General features: G+C 68.5%; 21 protein-coding genes and 1 pseudogene. 11 read left to right on the top strand and 11 right to left on the bottom strand.

Features of this window, described 5'->3' with window-relative positions; genetic code table 11:
- A pseudogene (locus EIP85_RS03990) lies at positions 1-303 on the bottom strand (hypothetical protein); the annotation flags it as partial.
- 153 nt (positions 304-456) lie between these two features.
- Here EIP85_RS03990 and EIP85_RS03985 point away from each other — a divergent pair.
- The 4 genes from EIP85_RS03985 to EIP85_RS03970 all read left to right on the top strand — a co-directional run bounded on the left by EIP85_RS03985 (position 457) and on the right by EIP85_RS03970 (position 3,877).
- A complete protein-coding gene (locus EIP85_RS03985; RefSeq protein WP_127900848.1) occupies positions 457-1,038 on the top strand; it encodes an anthranilate synthase component II in 582 nt (193 codons plus the stop codon).
- Positions 1,035-2,051, top strand: coding sequence for an anthranilate phosphoribosyltransferase (trpD, locus tag EIP85_RS03980; RefSeq protein WP_127900847.1), 1,017 nt, complete (start codon positions 1,035-1,037; stop codon positions 2,049-2,051). The genes EIP85_RS03985 and trpD overlap by 4 nt, the downstream gene beginning before the upstream one ends.
- The gene (locus EIP85_RS03975) at positions 2,048-2,698 is read left to right on the top strand and encodes a uracil-DNA glycosylase (protein WP_127900846.1); all 651 of its coding nucleotides are present in this window, start codon (positions 2,048-2,050) and stop codon (positions 2,696-2,698) included. Before trpD ends, EIP85_RS03975 begins: the two co-directional genes overlap by 4 nt.
- A 486-nt stretch (positions 2,699-3,184) precedes the next feature.
- Entirely contained in the window at positions 3,185-3,877 is a 693-nt protein-coding gene (locus EIP85_RS03970) for an invasion associated locus B family protein (protein ID WP_127900845.1), read from the top strand.
- A 215-nt stretch (positions 3,878-4,092) separates the two neighbouring features.
- On the opposite strand, the gene EIP85_RS03965 is transcribed toward EIP85_RS03970, so the two are convergent.
- Genes EIP85_RS03965 through EIP85_RS03950 form a run of 4 tightly spaced genes read right to left on the bottom strand, consistent with a single transcriptional unit; the run spans position 4,093 to position 8,442 of the window.
- Positions 4,093-5,301, bottom strand: a complete 1,209-nt coding sequence (locus tag EIP85_RS03965; RefSeq protein ID WP_127900844.1) for a beta-ketoacyl-[acyl-carrier-protein] synthase family protein — start codon at positions 5,299-5,301, stop codon at positions 4,093-4,095.
- The gene (locus EIP85_RS03960) at positions 5,298-5,567 is read right to left on the bottom strand and encodes an acyl carrier protein (protein WP_127900843.1); all 270 of its coding nucleotides are present in this window, start codon (positions 5,565-5,567) and stop codon (positions 5,298-5,300) included. The genes EIP85_RS03965 and EIP85_RS03960 overlap by 4 nt, the downstream gene beginning before the upstream one ends.
- A gap of 47 nt (positions 5,568-5,614) precedes the next feature.
- Positions 5,615-6,718: a UDP-3-O-(3-hydroxymyristoyl)glucosamine N-acyltransferase gene (gene lpxD / locus EIP85_RS03955; protein ID WP_127900842.1), complete on the bottom strand. Its 1,104-nt coding sequence runs from the start codon at positions 6,716-6,718 to the stop codon at positions 5,615-5,617.
- A 32-nt stretch (positions 6,719-6,750) separates the two neighbouring features.
- The gene (locus tag EIP85_RS03950) at positions 6,751-8,442 is read right to left on the bottom strand and encodes a L,D-transpeptidase family protein (RefSeq protein WP_241559881.1); all 1,692 of its coding nucleotides are present in this window, start codon (positions 8,440-8,442) and stop codon (positions 6,751-6,753) included.
- A 367-nt stretch (positions 8,443-8,809) separates the two neighbouring features.
- Here EIP85_RS03950 and mepK point away from each other — a divergent pair, with 367 nt between their 5' ends.
- The 3 genes from mepK (at position 8,810) to EIP85_RS03935 (ending at position 11,276) form a co-directional block, all read left to right on the top strand.
- On the top strand, positions 8,810-9,379 hold the full coding sequence (gene mepK / locus EIP85_RS03945; protein WP_127900841.1) for a peptidoglycan L,D-endopeptidase MepK: 570 nt from the start codon (positions 8,810-8,812) through the stop codon (positions 9,377-9,379).
- A gap of 206 nt (positions 9,380-9,585) precedes the next feature.
- Entirely contained in the window at positions 9,586-10,530 is a 945-nt protein-coding gene (locus EIP85_RS03940; protein ID WP_127900840.1) for an alpha/beta hydrolase, read from the top strand.
- Positions 10,527-11,276: a class II aldolase and adducin N-terminal domain-containing protein gene (locus EIP85_RS03935; protein WP_127900839.1), complete on the top strand. Its 750-nt coding sequence runs from the start codon at positions 10,527-10,529 to the stop codon at positions 11,274-11,276. The genes EIP85_RS03940 and EIP85_RS03935 overlap by 4 nt, the downstream gene beginning before the upstream one ends.
- Positions 11,277-11,533: 257 nt before the next feature.
- On the opposite strand, the gene EIP85_RS03930 is transcribed toward EIP85_RS03935, so the two are convergent.
- Positions 11,534-13,102 carry a trimethylamine methyltransferase family protein gene (locus tag EIP85_RS03930; protein ID WP_127900869.1) on the bottom strand — a complete coding sequence of 523 codons (1,569 nt, stop codon included), beginning with the start codon at positions 13,100-13,102 and terminating at the stop codon, positions 11,534-11,536.
- A gap of 393 nt (positions 13,103-13,495) precedes the next feature.
- Here EIP85_RS03930 and guaA point away from each other — a divergent pair, with 393 nt between their 5' ends.
- Entirely contained in the window at positions 13,496-15,064 is a 1,569-nt protein-coding gene (gene guaA / locus EIP85_RS03925; protein WP_127900838.1) for a glutamine-hydrolyzing GMP synthase, read from the top strand.
- 278 nt (positions 15,065-15,342) lie between these two features.
- Here the strand turns inward: guaA and msrA are convergent, their stop codons facing one another.
- The 4 genes from msrA to EIP85_RS03905 all read right to left on the bottom strand — a co-directional run bounded on the left by msrA (position 15,343) and on the right by EIP85_RS03905 (position 18,283).
- Positions 15,343-15,855 (bottom strand): peptide-methionine (S)-S-oxide reductase MsrA, encoded by a 513-nt coding sequence (gene msrA / locus EIP85_RS03920; RefSeq protein ID WP_127900837.1) that lies wholly within the window; start codon positions 15,853-15,855, stop codon positions 15,343-15,345.
- Complete coding sequence (gene msrB, locus EIP85_RS03915) at positions 15,855-16,316, bottom strand: peptide-methionine (R)-S-oxide reductase MsrB (RefSeq protein WP_127900836.1); 462 nt, start codon at positions 16,314-16,316, stop codon at positions 15,855-15,857. The genes msrA and msrB overlap by 1 nt, the downstream gene beginning before the upstream one ends.
- A gap of 84 nt (positions 16,317-16,400) precedes the next feature.
- Positions 16,401-17,153, bottom strand: coding sequence for an RlmE family RNA methyltransferase (locus tag EIP85_RS03910; RefSeq protein WP_127900835.1), 753 nt, complete (start codon positions 17,151-17,153; stop codon positions 16,401-16,403).
- Positions 17,150-18,283, bottom strand: a complete 1,134-nt coding sequence (locus tag EIP85_RS03905) for a Ppx/GppA phosphatase family protein (protein ID WP_127900834.1) — start codon at positions 18,281-18,283, stop codon at positions 17,150-17,152. The genes EIP85_RS03910 and EIP85_RS03905 overlap by 4 nt, the downstream gene beginning before the upstream one ends.
- 258 nt (positions 18,284-18,541) lie before the next feature.
- Between EIP85_RS03905 and EIP85_RS03900 the strand changes: the two genes are divergently transcribed.
- Genes EIP85_RS03900 through EIP85_RS03890 form a run of 3 tightly spaced genes read left to right on the top strand, consistent with a single transcriptional unit; the run spans position 18,542 to position 20,781 of the window.
- Positions 18,542-18,838: a virulence factor gene (locus EIP85_RS03900; protein WP_127900833.1), complete on the top strand. Its 297-nt coding sequence runs from the start codon at positions 18,542-18,544 to the stop codon at positions 18,836-18,838.
- 38 nt (positions 18,839-18,876) lie between these two features.
- Positions 18,877-19,812, top strand: a complete 936-nt coding sequence (locus EIP85_RS03895; protein WP_127900832.1) for a methylenetetrahydrofolate reductase — start codon at positions 18,877-18,879, stop codon at positions 19,810-19,812.
- A gap of 9 nt (positions 19,813-19,821) precedes the next feature.
- Positions 19,822-20,781: a methyltetrahydrofolate cobalamin methyltransferase gene (locus tag EIP85_RS03890; protein WP_127900831.1), complete on the top strand. Its 960-nt coding sequence runs from the start codon at positions 19,822-19,824 to the stop codon at positions 20,779-20,781.
- Between the two features lie 248 nt (positions 20,782-21,029).
- On the opposite strand, the gene EIP85_RS03885 is transcribed toward EIP85_RS03890, so the two are convergent.
- Complete coding sequence (locus EIP85_RS03885; RefSeq protein WP_127900830.1) at positions 21,030-22,658, bottom strand: alpha-D-glucose phosphate-specific phosphoglucomutase; 1,629 nt, start codon at positions 22,656-22,658, stop codon at positions 21,030-21,032.
- Between the last annotated feature and the right edge of the window lie 13 nt (positions 22,659-22,671).

Raw genomic sequence — 22,671 nt, 5'->3', positions numbered from 1 at the left:
GCCGGCGACGGCGCCGACCTCGGGCCGGTCCCCCGCCGCATTGGCCTGAACCGACGGCGCGGCCGGCTGCGCCCCGGGCGCGGGCGCCGGTGTCGCCGTCAGCGCTGGCGCGCCGGAATTGCCGTTCGGTGCCTCGGGCGCGGCCCCTGCTGCGGGCGCTGCGGGCGCACCGGAGACCGCCACTGCGGGCGCGGCCGGCGGCGTCAGCCCCGGCGGGATCGGAAACATGAACGAGGCCGCCACCAGCGCCACCGCCGACACCACAAGCCCCGACAGAGCCCCCAGTACAAAACCCCTGCCCAACGCCTTCCTCCACCTTCTTGCGGCCCCCTCCCGGCATCCCCGGGCGTTCCCCGCCCTTGACCCCGGGCGGCGGCTCGGACCATGTATAGCCCGACACCGCGCCGCGTTCACCCCTTTTGAGCGGCGCTCCCCTTGCCCGAGGATCGCCGGTCCATGCTCCTGCTGATCGATAATTACGACAGTTTCACGTACAACCTCGTGCATTATCTGGGCGAGCTGGGCGCGGAGGTGCTGGTCCGCCGCAACGACGCCCTCGAGGTGCAGGAGGCGATGGCCCTCAAGCCCGCCGGCATCGTCCTTTCTCCGGGCCCATGCACGCCGACAGAGGCCGGGATCTGCCTGCCGCTTGCCGCCGCCGCAGCCCAGGCCGGGGTGCCGCTCCTCGGCGTCTGCCTCGGCCACCAGACCATCGGCCAGGCCTTCGGCGGCAAGGTCGTCCGCTGTCACGAGATTGTCCACGGCAAGCCCGGCGTGATCCATCACAAGGGCACCGGTGTCTTCACCGGCCTGCCCTCGCCCTTCGAGGCCACGCGCTACCACAGCCTGATCGTCGACCGCGCCAGCCTGCCGGCAGAGCTCGAGGTCACCGCCTGGCTGGAGGACGGCACGATCATGGGCCTCAGGCACCGCACCAAGCCCATCGAGGGCGTGCAGTTCCACCCCGAAAGCATCGCCTCCGAACACGGCCACCAACTTCTCGAGAACTTCCTCGACCAGACCCGGGTGACCGCATGAGCGAAGCGCTGAAACCCCTGATCGCCGCCGCCGCCGACCGCCCGCTTTCGCGCGCCGAGGCCGAGCGCGCCTTCGACATCCTGTTCGAGGGCAACGCCACCCCGGCGCAGATGGGCGGGCTTCTGATGGCGCTCCGTACCCGGGGCGAGACGGTCGACGAATACGCCGCCGCCGCCTCGGTCATGCGCGCCCATTGCAACCCGGTGAAGGCGCCCGAGGGCGCGATGGACATCGTCGGCACCGGCGGCGACGGCAAGGGAACGCTGAACATCTCCACCGCCACCGCCTTCGTCGTCGCGGGCGCGGGCGTGCCTGTGGCCAAGCATGGCAACCGCAACCTCAGCTCGAAATCGGGCGCCGCCGATGCGCTGGCCGAGCTGGGCATCAACGTCATGGTCGGCCCCAAAGTGGTCGAGAAGGCGCTCGCCGCGACCGGCATCTGCTTCATGATGGCGCCGATGCACCACCCCGCGATGCGCCATGTCGGCCCGGTCCGGGCGGAGCTCGGCACCCGCACGCTTTTCAACATCCTCGGTCCGCTGACCAACCCGGCGGGGGTGAAGCGCCAGCTGACCGGCGCCTTCTCTGCCGCGCTGCTGCGCCCGATGGCAGAGGTTCTGGCCACCCTCGGCTCCGAACGCGCCTGGCTTGTCCATGGCGGCGACGGCACCGACGAGCTCTCGATCGCCGCGCCCAGCAAGGTGGCCGCCCTCGACGCTGGCAAGATCACCGAATTCGAGATCACGCCCGAAGATGCCGGCCTGCCCCGCCATTCCTTCGAGGCGATCCTCGGCGGCTCGCCGGCCGAGAACGCGGTCGCCTTCCGCGCGCTCCTCGACGGGGCAGAGAGCGCCTATCGCGACGCAGTCCTCCTGAACGCCGCCGCGGCGCTCCTCGTCGCCGGCCGCGTCGCAAGCCTGCCCGAAGGGACAGAGGTCGCCCGCGCCAGCATCGACAGCGGCGCGGCCCGCGCGAAGGTCACGGCCCTCGCCAAGGCCACCCAGGCGGAATGACGGATCTCCCATCCGCCTGGGCGCATCTGCCGTTCTTCACCACGCGCTGGCCCGCGATTGCAGAGCGCCTCGCCGCCGAGCCCGGTCCCGTCTTCCCGGCGCCGGAGCGGATCTTCCGCGCCCTCGCCCTGGTCCCGCCCCGGGCCGTGCGCGTCGTCATCCTCGGCCAGGATCCTTACCCGACGCCGGGCAACGCGGACGGGCTCGCCTTCTCCGTTCCGCCCGGCCGGCCGCTCCCCGCCTCGCTGCGCAATATCTTCGCCGAGCTCGAGGCCGACACCGGCCGCCGCCCGGCCTCGGGCGATCTGAGCCCCTGGGCGCGGCAGGGCGTGCTGCTGCTCAACACCGCGCTGACGGTCCCTTCGGGCAGCCCCGGTGGGCATGCAAAGCTCGGATGGCGCTCTCTCGTGACGGATGTGCTGGCCGAGATCACCCCCCGGCCCGCGGCCTTCCTGCTCTGGGGCCGCCACGCACAGGGGCTCGCGCTACCCCATACCGACCCTGCCCGCCACCTGGTTCTCACGAGCGTCCATCCCTCGCCGCTGTCCGCCCATCGCGGCTTCTTCGGCACCCGCCCCTTCGGCGCGATCAACGCCTGGCTCACGGCCCGGGGCGAGGCGCCGATCGACTGGTCCGCCCCGGCCTGAGGCCGCACCCGGCCCACGGCGCGCGGCCCGCTTCCCGGCGCGGATGCCCCCCGCCTGCGCTCCGGCCGCATGCGGCCTGACACCCGCGCACAGCGGACATACTAATTTAACCATTTGCCGTCAGACTGCCCCGGTCCCGGGCAACATGCGGTTCGGGGCAACACTTCCTCCCTGTCAGACTGGCCGTGCCCAAATCCGGCGCGGCCCCTTTTTTTGTGATCGGATTGGGAGGCTTTCCGCCGAGATTCCCAGTTGACGCATTCGTGTTTCCGCCGTAGCGTCCCCCTTGCAAAGTCGGCCAGTCCGACGGGGAGAGAAAAAAATATCTGAAAAGGGCCCCTTGCCGGGCCCTTTTCGCTTTTAGGATGAAGCGCCCGGCAATTTTCCGCCCCCCGCGCGACTGCCCGCCGGAATTAGTCCCTGACAGCTGCGGACGGTCATGGTAGAGCACGGCCAACCCCTATTCCCGACCCGATGGACCCGTAAATGCTGAGAAAGACCAAAGCGCTGCCGCTCATTCTTGCGCTGGCTCTCGCGCCCGCCGCGATGGCCCAGACCACCAGCGGCCAAACCTCCGGCAAGGCCCCGGCCACCACACCCGACATGGGCAAGCCTGCGAACGGCTCCGCCTCCGGCGCGGTCGGCACGCCCTATGTCGCCGGCACCTCGGGCGACTGGTCCTACCGCTGCGTCCATGCGCCGAACGGCCACGATCCGTGCCAGCTCTACCAGTTGCTGAAGGACAGCTCGAAGAACCCGGTGGCAGAGATCGCCATCACTGCCCTGCCCGACGGCCAGCCCGCGGCCGCCGCGGCGAACATCGTCACCCCGCTGGAGACGCTGCTGCCGCGCGGCATCACGCTGCATATCGACGGCGTGCAGCCCAAGGTCTACGCCTTCCTCTACTGCACGCGCGAGGGCTGCGTCGCCAATGTCGGCTTCACCAAGGAAGAAGTCGACGCGATGAAGAAGGGCAAGGACATCGCGATGTCGATCGTCCCCGCACAGGCCCCGGACCAGAAGGTGGACCTGACGGTCTCACTGAAGGGCTTCACCGACGGGCTGGCCGCCGTGGCCAAGCTAAACGAGGAGCATGGCGCGACGCCCAAGGCGAAGGCCCCCGGTGCTGCCACCGGCGCCAAGATGCCCTCGGTCCCGAGCATCGCCCCGAAGAAGTAACCGACCACCTCTGGGAAGAGGGCCAGCGCCGGTCCGCGGCTGGGCGCTGGCGGCCTCGCGGATCTGTCCGCTTATGGTTCAGTCGCCCCTTTGGCTAGCCTGGGCGGCCGACTCACCAATAGCGCCCGCCCTTGGGAGCGGACGTGCGCTGGCCCGGCGTCGCTGCGCGACGCTGGTTCGGGCCTTCAGGGTGTAGAGGTGGGACCGAAGCCGCCTTATGCCCGCTTCAGCGCCAGCACCGCGTTGAGCCCACCGAAGGCGAAGGCGTTCGAGAGCACCGCGCTCACCTCCGCCTCGCGCGCCTCGTTCGGCACCACGTCGAGCGAGCATTCCGGGTCCGGCTCCTCATAGCCGATCGTCGGCGCGATGATCCCGTCCTTCAGCGCCATGATGCAGGCCAGAAGCTCGACCGCCCCGGTCCCGCCGATCAGGTGCCCGTGCATGGACTTGGTCGAGGAGATCATCAGCCGGTCGGCATGATGTCCGAAGACATCCGAGACGGCAGCGCATTCGGTCTTGTCATTGGCCGCCGTGCCGGTGCCATGGGCGTTGATATAGCCCACCTGGTCGCCGTTCAGCCCGGCGTCGCGCAAAGCCCCCGCAATCGCCCGCGCCGCACCCTGCTTGGAGGGCATGACGATATCCGCCGCGTCCGAGGTCATGGCGAAGCCCGCCACCTCGGCCAGGATCTCTGCGCCGCGCGCGCGGGCGTGGTCGTAATCCTCGAAGACGAAGACCGCCGCGCCCTCGCCCTGCACCATCCCGTTGCGGTTGGCCGAGAACGGGCGGCAGGCGTCTTTCGACATCACCCGCAGCCCTTCCCAGGCCTTGATCCCGCCGAAGCACAGCATGCTTTCCGACCCGCCGGTGACCATCGCCTTGGCCCCGCCCGAGCGGATCATCTGGAACGCCAGCCCCATCGCGTGGTTGGAGCTCGCGCAGGCCGTCGCCACCGTGAAGGAGGGGCCGCGCAGGTTGAACTCCATCGAAAGATGGCTCGCCGCGGCATTGTTCATCAGCTTCGGCACGACGAAGGGGTGAACCCGGTTCTTCCCCTCCTCGTAGACGGCGCGGTAATTGTCGTCCCAGGTGTTCACGCCGCCCCCGGCGGTGCCCAGCACAACGCCGGATTCGTAGCCCAGGTGCCCGTCGAAATTCAGGCCCGACTGCGCCAGCGCCTGCTTGGCGGCGATCAGCGTGAACTGGGTGAAACGGTCATAGAGGACGATCTGCTGGCGGTTGAAATGGGCCTCGGGATCCCAGTCGCGCACTTGGCCGCCGATCTTGATCGCCAGCCGGTCGACGTCGCGGATATCCAGCTCGCCGATCCCGCAGCGCCCCTCGCGGAACGCCTCGAAGGTGCCCGCCACATCCTGCGCCAGCGCGTTCACCGTGCCCGCGCCGGTAATGACGACGCGCCTCATCCCTTCTGCTCGGCCACGAGGCTCTCGACCGCGGCGACGATCGAGCCGACCGTCGAAATGTCGAATTCCGCGTTCTGGTCCGGCTCGTTCGCGTTGAACGGCACCGTGATGTCGAACGCCTCCTCGATGGCGAAGATCGACTCCACCAGGCCGAGGCTGTCGATCCCCAGGCTCTCCAGCGTCGCCTCCGGCTTAACATCGGCCACGTCGAGCACCGCCTGCTCGGCGATGATCGCGACGACCTTGTCCTTCACCTCGCTCGCCATCTGCACTCCTGCTGCTCTTCGGGCGATCCCGCCGGGTCGGCGGCTGTTTAGTCCGAACCCTTCACCTTGGAAACCGCTTTTTGCAGTTCCGCCACCTGCCGGAACAGGCGCGGAAGCCGGCGCAGGCCCTTGTAGGCCTCGACATGCAGATCCATTTTCATCGCCGGATAGCCGAGGATAACCCGCCCCGCCGGCACATTCGTGAATATCTTGGAGGCGCCGCCCGCAATCACGTCGTCCCCGATCAGGATATTGTCGTTCACACCGACCTGCCCCGCCAGCACCACCCGGTCACCAATGCGCGAGGAGCCGGCGACGCCGACCTGCCCGCACAGAAGGCAGTCCCGCCCGACAACCACGTTGTGGCCGACATGCACGAGGTTGTCGAGCTTGGTGCCCGAGCCGATCACGGTATCCCGGATCGTGCCCCGGTCGATGGCCGCATTGGCGCCGATCTCGACATCGTCGCCGATCGTGACCGCGCCCAGAGAGTGAATCCGCAGCCAGCCCTGCTCGGTGATTTCGGCCCGCTGGCCCAGCGTCTCGCGCACCTCTTCGACCCCGGATTTCGCCTCGGTCACGAAGGAGAAGCCGTCGCCGCCCACGACGGCGCCCGGCTGGCAGATGAAACGCTCGCCGATCCGCACCCGCGCGCCGATGCGAACGCCCTGCAGCAAAAGGGCATCCGCCCCTATCATCGCGCCCTCGGCGATGGAGACATGGCTCGCGATCCGCACCCCGGACCCGATCCGCACCCCCGCCCCGATCACCACGAAGGGCCCGATCGCGGCCCCCGCCCCGATCTCGGCAGAGGGATCGATCACCGCGCTCGGATGCACGCCCGGCGTGATGGCGGGCCCGGGATCGAGGATCCGCGTCAGCCCGGACATCGCCAGCCGCGGCCGCGCCACCAGCACGGCGGCCTCAAGCCCCAGCGCGCGCCAGTCGGCCCCTTCCCACAGCACCGCTGCCCGCGCCCGGCCCTGCGCCAGCCCTTCGGCATACTTCGGGCTCATCGCCAGCGCGATCGCCTCCGGCCCGGCCTCTCCCGGTTCGGCAGCGCCGGTGACGCATAGCGCGCCGTCGCCTTCCGCCCGTGCGCCAAGCGCCTTCGCGATCTCGTCAATCCGGTGGCCGGTCCGCACGCCCATGCTGTCTCCGCCGATGCCTCTCGAGACCGGCTCTAGTGCGGATCGCCCGGCAGCGCCACCCCCGCCTGCTGAAGCGCGGCGAAGATTCTCCCGTCCCGGCCGTAGATGTCGCGGCGGTACTGCATGTGCCCGGTCAGCGACGGAATGGCGGTGAAATAGACCAGATGCACCGGCAGCGGGGACTTCAGGTCGATGGTCTGCTGGTCCTTGGTGGCCAGCGCCCGCTGGAACTCCGCCTTCGGGTCCGGGTTCTGCCAGCCAAGCAGCAGATAGGCCAGGTCGAACGGTTTCTGCAGCCGCACGCAGCCATGGCTGAAATCCCGCCGGTCGTATTTGAACAGGTACTTCGACGGCGTGTCGTGCAGGTAGATGTTGTAGCGGTTCGGGAACATGAACTTCACCAGCCCTAGCGCGTTGTCTCTGGACGGCGGCTGCTTCAGCTCGAAGGGGAAGTTGTTCTGGTCATACTGGCTGAAGTCGACCGTGGAGCGGTCGACGATCTGCCCCGACTGGTTGATCAGCACCAGCTGCGAATCCGCGTTCGGATCCTTCTGGAAGGCCGGCAGATACTCCTTCGTCGCGATCGACTTCGGCACGTTCCAGACCGGGTTCACATCCATGTAGCGCATGGTGTTGGAAAATTCCGGCGTGCGCGTGTCCTTGGTGTTCTTGCCGATCACCACCGGAGAGTCGAAGACCACCCGATGGCCGACGATCACCCTGGCCGAGAAATCCGGCAGGTTCACCCAGACATATTTCTGGCCGAGGTCGCGCGGCAGCCAGCGCCAGCGCTCCATGTCGGCCATCACCGCCTTCAGCCGATCGATCGGCTGGACGTTTATCTCCTCCAGCGTGGCCGGTCCCACCACCCCGTCGGGGGCCAGGCCGTGGTCGGCCTGGAACTGCATCACCGCCGCCTGCATGTCGGCGTCGAAGCTCGGGTCGGCCGAGGGGGCGAGATAGCCCATCGCGATCAGCCGGTTGCGCAGCGCCACCACCTCGGGGCCAGACATGCCGGCCTTCAGCTTGCCGGCCCGCACCGGCGGACCCCACGCATCCGTCGCCGCCAGATGGGCCAGCGTCAGCTTCTCCTTCAGAAGCGCGTTATATTGCGGCGCCTGCGGCAGAAGGCTCGCCATGTAGCCCTGCGGGTCGGACGCCGCGACAAGCCCCTTCATCAGCGCCAGCGGATCGGGCCGATCGACCTTCAGCACCAGCCCCGGCCCGATATTCGAGGGGTCGATCACCCCCGACCAGGCGTCGCGCGCATATTCGAGGAAGGTCCGGCTCATCGACACCTCGGCCTCGGCCCGGTCGCGCTCCGTCTCGGCGCCGCGCAGCTTGGCAATCAGCCCGGCGCGATCGTAGCGCGCCGCGGGCAGGCCCTGCAGCCCGGCATTGGCCAGCGCGTCGAGGAAAGCCTGCCGCCGCGCCGCATCGGCCGCATCGGTCCAGACCGGTCGGTAATCGGTCGAACGGTAGAATTCCTCCAGCGCGCGGTCATGCGACACCGCCGCCGCCACGCCCTGCGCGAAGGCCGACATCATCGCCTGCACCGCCGCCGGCTGGCCCTGCGCCGCGGGCTGCGCCATGCCGGCGAGAATCGCCTGCGCGCCGGCCGGCCCGCCGGCCAAGCCAATCAGCGCAATCGCCGCGCCGCAAAGCGCCCGCCGCCCCGATCCCCCGGCAAAAAACAGACCCGTATCAATCGCATGCCGACGCATGACTGCCTCGCAACCGCTTCCCTTGCTGCAAATCTGGGGCTTCGCGGGGCGCAAGTCCACTCCCCGCCGCGCGTGCATCCATCGCTGTCTCTGCAAAACAACGGAGCCGCCCGCTCCGCCCCTCCAAAGCGGCAAATCGCCGCCAAGTGATGGCCGGCAGGCCCCGGCCGGCGAATTTCGGCGCAGGGCGGCCGAGGATTAGCGGAGTTTTCAGCAGATTTCCGCTCACCCTGAAGGAATCAGAGAACGCCAGGACCTTCCCGGTTTGGAATTCTCCATGACTGTGGCATAAAAACCCGGCCAGGGGATGGACGAAGCAATGACCGCCGAACAGGCGGCCACGACAAACGGGACAGGCACAGAAAGCATGACTTCAAAGACACCGGCGAGCTTTTCGCGGCGCGGACTTCTGCGCGCATTTGCGGCAACCACCGTAGTGGCCGCACCCACCTACGCCAATGCCTTCGGGCTGATCCGCGGCGCCGGCAATATCCGCCGGGTCCGGATGTTCTCCGGCCGCTCTGGCGAAACGATGGACGCGATCTACTGGATCGACGGCAAGTACGTCCCCGAGGTTCTCGACCAGGTGAAGGTCTTCATGCGCGACTGGCGCGTCGACCAGACCCATGACATGGCGCCGCAGACGATCGACATCATCGCCGCCTCGCACGCGCTTCTCGACACGACCGAGCCCTTCCAGCTGCTCTCCGGCTACCGCACGCCGCAGACCAACGCCATGCTGCGCCGCCATTCGAAGGGGGTCGCCGCGCATTCGCTGCACATGGACGGCGAGGCCGCCGACCTGCGCCTGCGCTCGCGCACCGTGCATCAGATCTACGAGGCGGCCTGGTCCTGCCAGGCGGGCGGCGTCGGCAAGTACATCCACTCCGACTTCGTCCACATGGATTGCGGCCCCGTCCGCACCTGGCACGGCTGAGCCGTCCCACCGTCCCGTCCCGATGAAGGCGCCCGAGAGGCGCCTTTTTCATTGCGCGTCCCACGGCCCATCGGCCCTCCCCGGCGTAGGGTGCGCATTCATTGCTCACCGCGCCCCCGGGACGGCTCCCGCCCTCCTCACCACGCCCCCCTTGCCGCCCCAGCCCCGCCGGGCGAGACTGCGCCCAAGCCAACCACAGGACCCCCATGCCCGCCCCGGACTATTCCCAACTCATCGACGCCGAAACCTGGGCCTTCATCCGCGAGACCGAAAGCTGGTACCCGCCGGAAACCGCCACATACCCGATCGAGAAGCAGCGCGAGGTCTACACCGCCATGTGCCGCGCCTTCTTCCGCGGCTATCCCGAGGGCATCTCGGCCGAGGACCGCGCTCTCGGCGGCGTCCCCTGCCGGATCTACCTGCCCGCGACGCCCCCCAAGGCGACAGTGCTCTACCTCCACGGCGGCGGGTTCGTCGTCGGCGGCCTCGACAGCCATGACGACGTCTGCGCCGAGATCGCCGCCGCCACCGGCTTCCGCGTCGTCTCCGCCGACTACCGCCTTGCCCCCGAACACCGCCATCCGGCCGCCTATGAGGATGCCCTCGCCGCCACCCGAGCCACGCTCGAGGCCTTCCCCGACCCGCTCGTCCTCGCCGGCGACAGCGCCGGCGGCGCGCTGGCCGCGGCGGTCGCGCAGACCCTGGCCGGAGAACCGCGCCTCATGGGGCAGGTGCTGATCTACCCCGGCCTCGGTGGCGACCTGAACCGCGGCAGCTACGTTACCCATGCCAATGCCCCGATGCTGACGAAGGACGACCTCTCCTTCTACGCCTCGGTCCGCTACGAGGGCGGCGAGGAACCCGCGGACGACCCGACCGCCGCCCCCCTCTGGGCGCCGAGCTTCGCGGGCCTGCCCCCCACCGTCGCCTTCGCCGCCGAATGCGATCCGCTGGCCGACGACGCCCGCGCCTATTGCGCCCTGATCGAGGCCGAGGGCGGCCGCGCCCATCATGTGCTGGAGCCCGGCCTCGTCCACGGCTACCTGCGCGCCCGCCACACCGCCGCCCGCGCCGGCGCAAGCTTTGCCCGCATCACCGGGGCGATCTCCGCCCTCGGCGCGGGCCACTGGCCTTACGGAGGAACCCCATGAACGCACCCCTGACGAACATCGCCCATTGGGCCGAACGCTGCGACCTCGCCGCGGCCTTCCGCTGGACCGCCCGGCTCAACATGCACGAGGCGGTGGCCAACCACTTCTCGCTCGCGACCGACCCCGAGGGCCGGCGCTTCCTGATGAACCCGAACGCCCGACATTTCGCCCTCATGCGCGCCTCCGAGCTTCTGGAGATCGACGCCGACGACCCGGACACGCTCAACCGCCCCGATGCGCCGGACCCGACCGCCTGGGGCCTCCACGGCGCGATCCACCGCGCCTGCCCGCACGCCCGCTGCGTCATGCATGTCCACTCGATCCATGCGACCGTGCTGGCCTCGCTCGCCGACAGCCGCCTGCCGCCGATCGACCAGAACTGCGCGATGTTCTTCAACCGCCACGTTGTGGACGACGGCTACGGCGGCATGGCCTTCGAGGAGGAAGGCGCCCGCTGCGCGACGCTGCTCGCCGATCCGAAGGTAAAGACCATGGTCATGGGCAACCACGGCGTCCTGATCATAGGCGAAACGGTGGCCGAGACCTTCAACCGCCTCTACTACTTCGAGCGCGCGGCAGAGACCTATATCCGCGCCCTCCAGACCGGCCGCCCGCTCCGCATCCTGCCCGACGCGGTGGCCGAGAAGACGGCGCGGGAATGGGAGGATTACCCCTCCGGCGCGGCCGAGCACCTGGCCCAGCTCCGCGAAATCCTCGACCGCGAAGGCAGCGATTACGCGAGCTGAGGTTTGGGGGGAAGACCACACCAAGGGCAGCGACCGACCGCGGGTGGGCGCCCGCCGCGCCCCGGGTCTGTCAGTTTATGGTGAAGCTCCCCCTGCGCCATTCTCCGCCGCGAGGGTGAAGAAAGCGCCCGCCCTGGGGGCGGTCGGGCGCTGCCCGGTGGTGCTGACGCACCACGTATCGGGCGGGGCTTTGCCCCATTGGTCTACGGCAAAGTAGGGTGCGCATTCATCGCGCCCCCCCTCGCCTTCCCTCGCCCTCAGCCAAAGGCGTCCGGCATAGAGGCCTTCTTCTTCGCCACGTATTCGGCCAGCGCCTCGTTCACGCCCGGGTCGATGGCGGGCTGCTGGTAGTCGCCCAGCATCTTCTTCACCCGCGCGGCCGCCAGCGTCGCTGAATCCCGGCCGCCTTCCTCTTCCCAGGTCTCGAAGGGCTTGTAGTCCAGCACCTCGGTCCGCCAGAACGCGGACTTGAAATTCGCCTGGGTGTGGGCACAGCCAAGGTAATGGCCACCCGGCCCCACCTCGCGGATCGCGTCCATTCCCTGCCCGTTCGCATCCAGCGAGATGCCCTTGGCCAGCTGATGCAGGCAGCCCAGCTGGTCGGCGTCCAGCACGAACTTCTCGTAGGAGGAAACCAGCCCCCCCTCCAGCCAGCCGCAGGCGTGCAGCATGAAGTTCACGCCCGCCAGAAGCGCCATGTTGAGAGAGTTCGCGCTCTCGTAGCCCGCCTGCGCGTCCGGCAGCTTGGAGCCGCAGAACCCGCCGCCCGAACGGTAGGGCAGCCCCAGCCGCCGCGCCAGCTGGCCCGCGCCATAGGTGATATGCGCGGCCTCCGGCGTTCCGAAGGTCGGCGCGCCAGAGTTCATGTCGATCGAGGTCACGAAGGCCCCGAAGATCACCGGTGCCCCCTGCCGGATCAGCTGCGAATAGGCGACGCCGGCCAGCACCTCGGCCAGAACCTGCGTCAGCGTGCCCGCCACCGTCACCGGTGCCATCGCGCCGCCGACGATGAAGGGCGAGATGATCGCCGCCTGGTTCGCCGCGGAATAGACCTCCAGTGCGCCCATCATGGTCGAGTCGAAGGTCAGCGGCGAGTTGATGTTGATGAGCGAGGTCATCACCGTGTTCTGATCGACGAAATCGGCGCCGAAGAGGATCTTCGACATCTCCACCGAATCCGTCGCCCGCACCGGCTCCGTGACCGAGCCCATGTAGGGCTTGTCCGACAGCGTCATATGCGCCAGCAGCATGTCGAGGTGGCGCTTGTTCACCGCGATATCGGTCGGCTCGCAGACCGTGCCGCCGGAATGGTGCAGCCATTTCGACATGTAGCCGAGCTTCACGAAATTCCGGAAATCCTCGATCGTGGCATAGCGGCGCCCGCCGGCCTGGTCGCGCACGAAGGGCGGACCGTAAACCGGGGCGAGGACGAGTCCCTTGCCGCCGATCTCGACATTCTTCGCCGGGTTCCGGGCATGCTGGGTAAAGGACCCCGGCGCCGTGGCGCAAAGCTGGCGGGCCAGGCCGCGCGGAATGCGCACCCGCTCGCCCCTCACATCGGCGCCCGCCGCCTTCCAGCGCTCAAGCGCGGCGGGGTTCTCGACGAAGTTCACGCCGATCTCTTCCAGCACCGTCTCGGCGTTGTATTCGATGATCTGGAGGGCCTCTTCGTTCAGCACCTCGAAGTTCGGGATGTTGCGCTCGATGAAGCGCGCGGTTTCGAAATGCACCGCCGTGCGTTCCGCCCGCCGCGCCGCGCCGCCGCCGCTGCGCGCCCGGCGTCCTGCAGCCGCGCGCCCGTCGCCCGACCCATTTTCCTGTGCCATATCGCTCATGGCCAATCCTCCGTCCGCGCCGCGGCGCACCCGTTGTGGCGCTCCTTTTAGCGCGTTCGGCAGCGGACCATCACCGCATAGCGGCGCTTGCGCGCGAAAAACGACACCGGCCGCGAGACGCGCCGACATCCCTGCGCGCGCGCCCCGCGCGGCGAAAGGACCCCGCCGGGGCCCGGCGGGCCCGCGAGACGCCCGCGCGCCTGGCAAATCCAGGGCCCCGGGGCCGGTGCGAAAGCGGTGCCAAAGCGGTGCTTTTACGGTATTGCCTTTTCCCAGCCGTCCCAGCCCCTTGCACCGGGATCTTCACACTGCGCCCCGGCACGCCCGAACCCGCCCTTTTCACAGCCTCTTGCACGCCCGCCCGGCTGCCTCTATCCCCCGTCCATGACCCAGCATGATCGCCTTCTCATCATAGACTTCGGCAGCCAGGTGACGCAGCTCATCGCCCGTCGCCTGCGCGAGTTGAACGTCTATTGCGAAATCCATCCGTTCCAGAAGGTCACGGAGGAATTCCTCAAGGAATTCAATCCGAAAGCCGTGATCTTCTCCGGCGGTCCCGCCTCGGTCTTCGCCGAGAACGCGCCCACCGTGCCGCGCATCGTCTTCGACATGGGCGTGCCGATCCTGGGCATCTGCTACGGCCAGCAGCTGATGATGCACCTGCTCGGCGGCAAGGTCGAACGCGGCCATAACACCGCCGAATTCGGCCGCGCCTTCGTGACCCCGGCGGCCGAGAAGCTGGCGCTGCTGGACGGCTGGTTTGCCCCCGAGACGAACGGCGGGCGCGAACAGGTCTGGATGAGCCACGGCGACCATGTCTCTGAAATCGCTCCGGGATTCCGCGTCTTCGGCACCTCGCCCAACGCCCCCTTCGCGATCACCGCCGACCCGGAGCGCCGCTTCTTCGCCGTGCAGTTCCACCCCGAGGTCCACCACACCCCGAAGGGCGCGCAGCTCTACGCCAACTTCGTCAAGCTCGCCGGCTTCACGGGCGACTGGACAATGGGCGCCTACAAGGAAGAGGCGATCCGCCAGATCCGCGAACAGGTCGGTGACGGCAAGGTGATCTGCGGCCTCTCCGGCGGGGTCGATTCGTCGGTCGCCGCCGTCCTGATCCACGAGGCGATCGGCGATCAGCTCACCTGCGTCTTCGTCGACCACGGGCTGATGCGCCAGGGTGAGGCGGACGAGGTCGTCTCGATGTTCCGCGACACCTACAACATCCCGCTGATCCATGCCGACGAATCCGATCTTTTCCTCGGCGCGCTCGAAGGCGTCTCCGACCCGGAAGTGAAGCGCAAGACGATCGGCAAGCTCTTCATCGACGTCTTCCAGAAGCACGCGCACGATGTCGGCGGGGCAGAGTTCCTCGCCCAGGGCACGCTCTACCCCGATGTCATTGAATCGGTAAGCTTTTCCGGCGGCCCCTCGGTCACGATCAAGTCGCACCACAACGTCGGCGGCCTGCCCGAGAAGATGGGCCTGAAACTGGTCGAGCCGCTTCGCGAGCTGTTCAAGGACGAGGTCCGCGCGCTCGGCCGCGAACTCGGCCTGCCGCCGAAATTCATCGGCAGGCACCCCTTTCCCGGCCCCGGCCTCGCCATCCGCTGTCCGGGCGAAATCACGCGCGAGAAGCTCGCCATTCTGCGCCGCGCCGATGCCGTCTACATCGACCAGATTCGCCGACACGGGCTTTATGACGAGATCTGGCAGGCCTTCGTGGCCCTGCTGCCCGTGCGCACGGTGGGCGTGATGGGCGACGGGCGCACCTACGATTACGCCTGCGCGCTCCGCGCGGTGACGTCGGTCGATGGGATGACGGCGGATTACTACCCGTTTTCCCACGATTTTCTCGGTGAGACGGCCACCCGCATCATCAACGAGGTGCAGGGCATCAACCGGGTGACCTACGACATCACCTCGAAGCCCCCGGGCACGATCGAGTGGGAATAGGCCCCGCCCGGCGGGCCTGCCCGCCCATTAACGGCTCCTAAACACTTCTGCTGCAGGCTTGGTGTCGCGTCCGGTTCTCCCGATCGGCCAGCCGGCGCGCGCGGATCCCAGGCTGCGCGCTCCGGAACATCGGCAAGCGAACCGCCTCCCGCGGTTGCCGGGGCCGACGAAAGAACCGGGCGTTGTTATAAGTCACCGTTCGGCAGCGCTACCGAAGTGGCGCTGCCGAAAGGCGGTCCAGGCCGGGACCCGCAAAGATCCCGTCGCCTGACGGGGCGTTATTCCGCCGCCGCGCGCCGCGGCAGCTTCCAGCCGGGCCGCACGAAATGGCAGGTGTAGCCGTTCGGGAAGCGCTCCAGGTAATCCTGGTGCTCCGGCTCGGCTTCCCAGAAGTCGCCAGCCGGTTCGACCTCGGTCACGACCTTCCCGGGCCACAGGCCCGAGGCGTCCACATCGGCGATGGTCTCCACCGCCTCGGCCCTCTGCGCCTCGGAGGTGTAGTAGATCGCCGAACGGTAGGAGGGGCCCATGTCGTTGCCCTGCCGGTTCACCGTGGTCGGATCGTGGATCTGGAAGAAGAACTCCAGCAGGTCGCGATAGCTGATCTGCGCCGGGTCGAAGAGGATCTCCACCACCTCGGCATGGTTGCCGTGGTTGCGGTAGGTCGCGTTCGCCACCTCGCCGCCGGAATAGCCCACGCGGGTCTTCAGCACCCCGGGCTTGCGGCGCAGCAGATCCTGCATGCCCCAGAAGCAGCCCCCCGCCAGGATCGCGCGTTCGGTATTGGCCATCACTTCACCTCCTTCGCCTCGAACAGAGGCAGGTATTCTCCGTAACCCTCGGCTTCCAGCGCCGCCACCGGGATGAAGCGCAGGCTGGCCGAGTTGATGCAATAGCGCAGCCCGCCCATCTCCCGCGGGCCGTCCGGGAAGACATGCCCCAAGTGGCTGTCGCCATGGGTGGATCGGACCTCGGTGCGGATCATGCCGTGGGTGCGGTCCGTCAGCTCCACCACATGCTCATCATGCAGGGGCCGCGCGAAGCTCGGCCAGCCGCAGCCCGAGTCGAACTTGTCGAGCGAGGTGAACAGGGGCTCGCCCGAGACCACGTCGACATAAAGCCCGACATCGTGGGAATCGTGGAATTCGTTGAAGAAAGGCCGCTCGGTGCCGTTCTGCTGGGTCACCCGGTACTGCTCCGGGGTGAGCGCCGCCACCGCCTCGGCCGTCTTCGCATAGGTCTTCGTCGCCATCAGGGCCCTCCGTTCCTTTGACAGGAGATATGGCGCGCGATTGTCGCGCTTTCCACCCTTCCTGACGCATGGAGGGCGGGCGCGTTACAGCCCCGCGTCGTCCTCGTCCTCCGCCCCCGGCGCCTCGGGCCGGCCGCGGAAACCGGTGGCCACCACGAATTTCTCGGAACTGTCCGCCCGGCTCGCCGGCGGCTTGACGTGGACGACCTTGGTGAAGGCCTTCTTGAGCTGGGTCTGCAGCGTCCCCTCGGCCCCGCCCGCAAGCACCTTGGCCACGAAGGTCCCGCCCTCCTCCAGCACGTCGAAGGCCAGCTCCGCCGCCGCCTCGCACAGCGCGATGATGCGGAGGTGGTCGACCTGCTTGTTGCCGGAGGCAGAGGCCGCCATGTCGCTCATCACCACATCGGCGCGCCCGCCGAGCCAGGCCTTCACCTTCTCGTCGGCGTCCTCGTCGAGAAAGTCGAGCTGGTGGATCTCCGCCCCGGCGATCGGCGTGACCTCCTGCAGGTCGACGCCAAGGACGCGGCCCTGTGCCTTGCCCTTCTTCTCGCCTAGCGCATTCACCCGCGCCACCGCGACCTGGCACCAGCCCCCCGGCGCGCAGCCGAGGTCCACCACCCGCGCGCCGGGCACGAGGAAGCGGAACTTGTCGTCCAGCTCCAGGATCTTGTAGGCCGCGCGGCCGCGATAGCCCTCGCGCTTGGCGCGGGCGACATAGGGGTCGTTCAGCTGCCGCTCCAGCCAGAGGGTGGAGGAGAGCTTGCGCCCCTTCGCGGTCTTCACCTTCACCCGCAGATCGCGCGCGCCGCGCCCCGATGTTTTCTTGGTCTGGCTCATGCGTCCTTCAGCTCGTCTTCCAGCACCCCGTCGGCGCTCATCTGCGCGTATAGCAGGCCTTCGCGCAGGCCGCGATCCGCAACCGACAGCCGGTCGGTCGGCCAGATCCGCATCAGCGCCTGCAGGATCGCCGCGCCCGACATGATCAGCGCATGCCGGTCCCGCCCGATGCGCGGATCGGCGCGGCGGCCCTCGGGCCCCAGCTCCAGGTAATCGCGGATCACCTGGTCGATCTGGGCCGAGGTCATGCGCAGCCCGTCCACCTTGTTCCGGTCATAACGCCGCAGCCCGAGGAAGGAGGCCGCCACCGTCGTCACCGTCCCCGAGGTGCCGATGATCTGGAACCCCTCGCGCGGCGTCTCGGCGTTGTAGGGCGAGAAATCCGCCAGGTTCTCCTCGAAGAACCAGCTCATCAGCGCGAAACGCGCGGCGTCGTCCTCCACATCGGTGAACTGGTCCTTCAGCGTCGCGACGCCCAGGGGGACCGAGATCCAGTCCACCACCCGCGCAGCAGGCCCGCCGCCCGGCACCGGTGTGAAGCCGGCATGAAGCCGCATGATCGCTCGCGGCCGTTCGACATGCGGCACGCCGGACAGGTCGATCCAGACCAGCTCCGTCGACCCGCCGCCGATATCGACCACCAGAAGCTGCTCCGTCCGCGGGCTGACCAGCGGCGCGCAGGAGACGACGGCCAGCCGCGCCTCCTCCTCCGGCGCGATGATCTCCAGCCTCAGGCCGGTCTCGCGCCGCACGTTGCGGATGAAGTCGCGGGCGTTGCGGGCCCGGCGGCAGGCTTCCGTCGCCACCAGCCGCATCCGGGTGACCTCGTGCTTCTCGATCTTCTTCTGGCAGATCCGCAGCGCCTGCACCGTCCGCCCCATCGAGGCGCGCGACAGCCGGCCCGAAGCCTCCAGCCCGACGCCAAGCTGCACCGTCTTGGAAAAGCTGTCCACGACCTGAAACTGGCTGCCCATCGGCTGGGCAATCAGCATGCGGCAACTGTTTGTGCCAAGGTCGAGCGCCGCGTAAAGCGGGCCCTTCTCACTGCGCAGCGGGGCGTCCGGTTCGACCGGCGGCGGGGTCTCCGCTGCCGGGATCGCGTCCGCCCCAAGTGGACGCTCGGGCGTCATCGCGCCGCCCTCCGATGTCAAGTTGCAACCAGCCTACCCAGCACCCGCTTCCCGCGCAAGCTCCGCCACTCAGCGATCACGCCGGCCTCATCTTGAACATGAGGAATTTTCACATGGCCTCCTGTGGCCCGCCCCGGCCCGATCGCCTAGAACCTTTGGGGGGCGAGGGTCGCTCTGCGCATTCGTCATGTCGAAATCCGACGCCGGCGGCGGGGCGGGCGCGCTTATATGAGCGCCACGGCGGAAGAGGAATCAAAGATGCCCGATGTGACGATCGTCTACTGGCGCGACATCCCGGCTCAGGTGATTGTGGGCAAGGGCCGGCGCGGCGCCAAGGCGCAGCTGACCGAGCGCTTCGAACAGGCGATCGACCGCGCTGCCATGAAGACCGGCGCGCGGGACACCGATTCCTACCTCGCCGAATGGAGGAAAGCCGCCCCCTACGAAGTGGACGGAGAGCCGGAGGAGATCGCAAAGGCCGAGGCCGCGCGGATCGAGGCCGAATACGACAGCGGGCGCCTGAAAGCGCTTATCGACAACGAGGGCCGGGCCTGAGCCCCGCTCGCATCATCCCTAGCATGTGGGAGGCCGTCATGGCCCTGATCAACTTCCGCCGCGCCGAAGCCCCGAAGACGGAGGCAGCCCCCGGCGCCAATGCCGCCGAAGTCGAGGCCTTCCTGAAAGGCTATTCGATCGAGGTCATGCCCCGCACCGCCGAGAAGGTGGAGGATTTCCGCGCCCTCCTGCCGGCCGGCACCCGCGTCTACATCGCCCATATCGAGGGCACCCCGATCGAGGACATGGTCGCCACCGCCAAGCGCCTCTCGACCGAAGGCTATTCCGTGATGCCGCACTTCCCCGCGCGCATCATCAAGGACCAGGCGACGCTCGCCGACTGGATCGCCCGCTACAAGGGCGAGGCCGGGGTCAAGCAGGCGCTTCTGCTCGGCGGCGGTATCCCGAAGCCGGTCGGCGCCTTCGACAACTCCATGCAGCTGATCGAGACCGGCCTCTTCGACGGGTTCGAGCGGCTCCACGTGGCCGGCCACCCGGAAGGCAACAAGGACATCGACCCGGACGGGTCCGACCGCAACGTCATGCAGGCTCTGAAGTGGAAACAGGCCTTCGCCGAGCGGACCGACGCGAAGATGGCGATCGCCACCCAGTTCTGCTTCGAGGCGAAGCCCGTGATCGACTGGGTGAACCGTCTGAATGCCGAGGGCATCTCGCTTCCCGTCCACATCGGCGTCGCGGGCCCCGCCAAGCTGCAGACGCTCCTGAAATTCGCCATCGCCTGCGGTGTCGGCCCCTCGCTGAAGGTGCTGCAGAAGCGCGCCAAGGACGTGACGAAGCTGCTGCTGCCGTTCGAGCCGGATGATTTCGTCTCCGAACTCGCCGCCCACAAGGCCGCCAACCCCGACTTCGGGATCGAGGCCGTGCATTTCTTCCCGCTCGGCGGGATCAAGACCAATGCGAACTGGGCCATCCAACACGGCGGCGCCTCCGGCACTCCCGCCGCTCAAGCCTAAGGAAGAGATATGACCCGCACCGTCCTCGAATCGAAATCCAAGACCGTCGTGATCGGCTTTGACGAGCCGTTCTGCGTCATCGGCGAGCGGATCAACCCGACCGGCCGCAAGAAGCTCGCGGCCGAACTCGAGGCGGGCGACTTCTCCACCGTCGAGAAGGACGCGCTGGAGCAGGTCGCCTGCGGGGCCATGGTGCTCGATGTGAACGCGGGCGTGGTCTACAACTCCAACCCCAACCCGAACGAGACCGAGCCGCCGCTGATGCGGAAGATGATCGAGCTGGTACAGGGCCTCGTCGACGTGCCGCTCTGCATCGACAGCTCGGTCCCGGGCGCGCTCGAGGCCGGGCTCGCCGCCTGCGAGGGCCGCCCGCTCCTGAACTCGGTGACGGGCGAGGAGGAACGGCTGGAACTGGTCCTGCCGCTGGTGAAGAAATACAACGTCCCCGTCGTCGCGATCTCCAACGACGACACCGGCATCTCGATGGACCCGGAGGTCCGCTTCGCGGTCGCCAAGAAGATCGTCGAGCGCGCCGCCGATTTCGGCATCCCCGCGCATGACATCGTCGTCGACCCGCTGGTGATGCCGGTGGGCGCGCTTGCCTCGGCCGGCCAGCAGGTCTTCACCCTGGTCCGTCGCCTGCGCGAGGAGCTGGGCGTCAACACCACCTGCGGCGCCTCGAACATCTCCTTCGGCATGCCCCACCGCCACGGCATCAACGCCGCCTTCCTGCCGATGGCGATCGGCGCGGGGATGACCTCGGCCATCATGAACCCGGTCCGCAAGGTGGAGATGGAGGCGATCCGCGCCGCCAACTTCCTGATGAACCACGACGCCAACGGCGCCGAATGGATCCGCTTCAGCCGTGTCGTCGATGCCGTCGAGGCCGGCCAGAGCTTCGCCGAGGCCTCCGCCGCCGCCGCCGCGCCGACGGGCGGCCGCACCGGCCGCCGCCGAGCCCGCGGCTGACAGGACAGAGCGCTGGAACACGTATCAGCGCCCGCCACGTTGGCGGGCGTTACTTTGTTGGGCGCCCTCCCGGCAGAGGGCAAGCGCCCGTCCGCGGGTGGGCGTTCGGGGCGGGTCGGGTCAGTCCGTTTATGGTGTAAGGAACCCCTTCGGCTTGCCGGGGCGGTGACTCACCAGAAGCGCCCGCCCTTGGGGGCGGACGGGCGCTGGCCCGGCGGTGCTGCGCACCGCTGTTTCGGGCCGGGGGCTCAGGTGATGACGTTCGGCCGGTCCCGCCCGATCTGCTCGCGGATCCCCGCCAGCGCATGCGCCGCCCGGATCACCGGCCCCAGCGCCTCCTGCGGGTCGAGGTCATGCCGGCTCGGATCCGGCTCGTAGCGTTCGAGGTAAAGCCGCAACGTCGCCCCCTCGGTGCCGGTGCCCGAGAGCCTGAGCACGATCCGCGAGCCGTCGGTGAAGCGGACCCGCACCCCCTGTGCGCGGGCGACCGAGCCGTCGACCGGGTCGTGATAGGCGAAATCGTCCGCCGACAGGATCGCCAGCCCCTCGATCTCCGTCCCCGGCAGCGTCGGGATGGAGGCCTTCAGCCGGCTCATCATCTCCTCCGCCGCATGGGTATCGAGCGCCTCGAAATCGTGCCGCGAGTAGTAGTTGCGCCCATAGGTCTTCCAGTGATCGTGCAGGATCTCCGCCACGCTCGCCTTCCGCACCGCGAGGATGTTGAGCCACAGGAGCACGGCCCAAAGCCCGTCCTTCTCCCGCACATGGTCCGAGCCTGTGCCGAAACTCTCCTCGCCGCACAGCGTCGCCCGCCCGGCGTCGAGCAGGTTGCCGAAGAACTTCCACCCCGTCGGCGTCTCGTAGGCCTCGATCCTGAGCGCCTTCGCCACCCGGTCCACCGCGCAGGAGGTCGGCATCGAGCGCGCCACCCCCTTCAGCCCGCCCTTGTAGGCCGGCGCCAGATGCGCGTTCGCCGCCAGCACGGCGAGGCTGTCGGACGGAGAGACATAGATCCCCCGCCCGACGATCATGTTCCGGTCCCCGTCCCCGTCCGAGGCAGCGCCGAAATCGGGCGCCTTGGGGCCCATCATCTCCTCCATCAGCGCATGGGCCCAGGTCGGGTTCGGGTCCGGGTGATGGCCGCCGAAATCCGGCAACGGCGCGCCCTGCACCACCGTACCCTCCGCCATCCCGAGCCGCCGCTCCAGGATCTCATGCGCGTAAGGACCGGTGACGGCGCACATCCCGTCGAACCGCATGGTGAAGCCGGACTTGACCAGCGCCCGGATCGCCTCGAAATCGAACAGACTCTCCATCAATGCGGCGTAATCGGCGACCGGGTCGACCACGTCGACCTGCATCGCCCCAAGCGTCACCCGCCCCGGCGCCGAAAGATCAACCTCCGCCCCCTCGAGGATCCGGTATTCCGCGATCTCGCGGGTCCGTGCGAACATCGCCTCCGTCACCGCCTCCGGCGCGGGGCCACCGTTCGGCATGTTGAACTTCACGCCGAAATCCTCGGTCGGCCCGCCCGGGTTGTGCGAGGCCGACAGGATGATCCCGCCATCCGTCTCGTTCAGCCGGATCAGGTGCGAGGCCGCGGGCGTCGAGAGCAGCGCCCCCTGCCCCACGATCATCCGCGCCACCCCGTTCGCCGCGGCCATCTTCAGGATCACCTGCGCCGCGCGGTCGTTGAAGTAGCGCCCGTCGCCGCCAAGGACGAAGGTCTTGCCCCGCGCGCCCACCGTGTCGAAGATCGACTGGACGAAGTTCTCCAGGTAATGAGGCCGCATGAACACCGGGGTCTTCTTGCGCAGGCCGGAGGTCCCCGGCTTCTGCCCCTCGATGGGCTGGGTGGAATGGGTCACGCTACGCATATGTCCTCCCCCG

Source organism: Solirhodobacter olei (assembly GCF_004010155.1).
Classification (GTDB): domain Bacteria; phylum Pseudomonadota; class Alphaproteobacteria; order Rhodobacterales; family Rhodobacteraceae; genus Solirhodobacter; species Solirhodobacter olei.
This window is presented reverse-complemented; position numbering and strand designations above follow the sequence as displayed.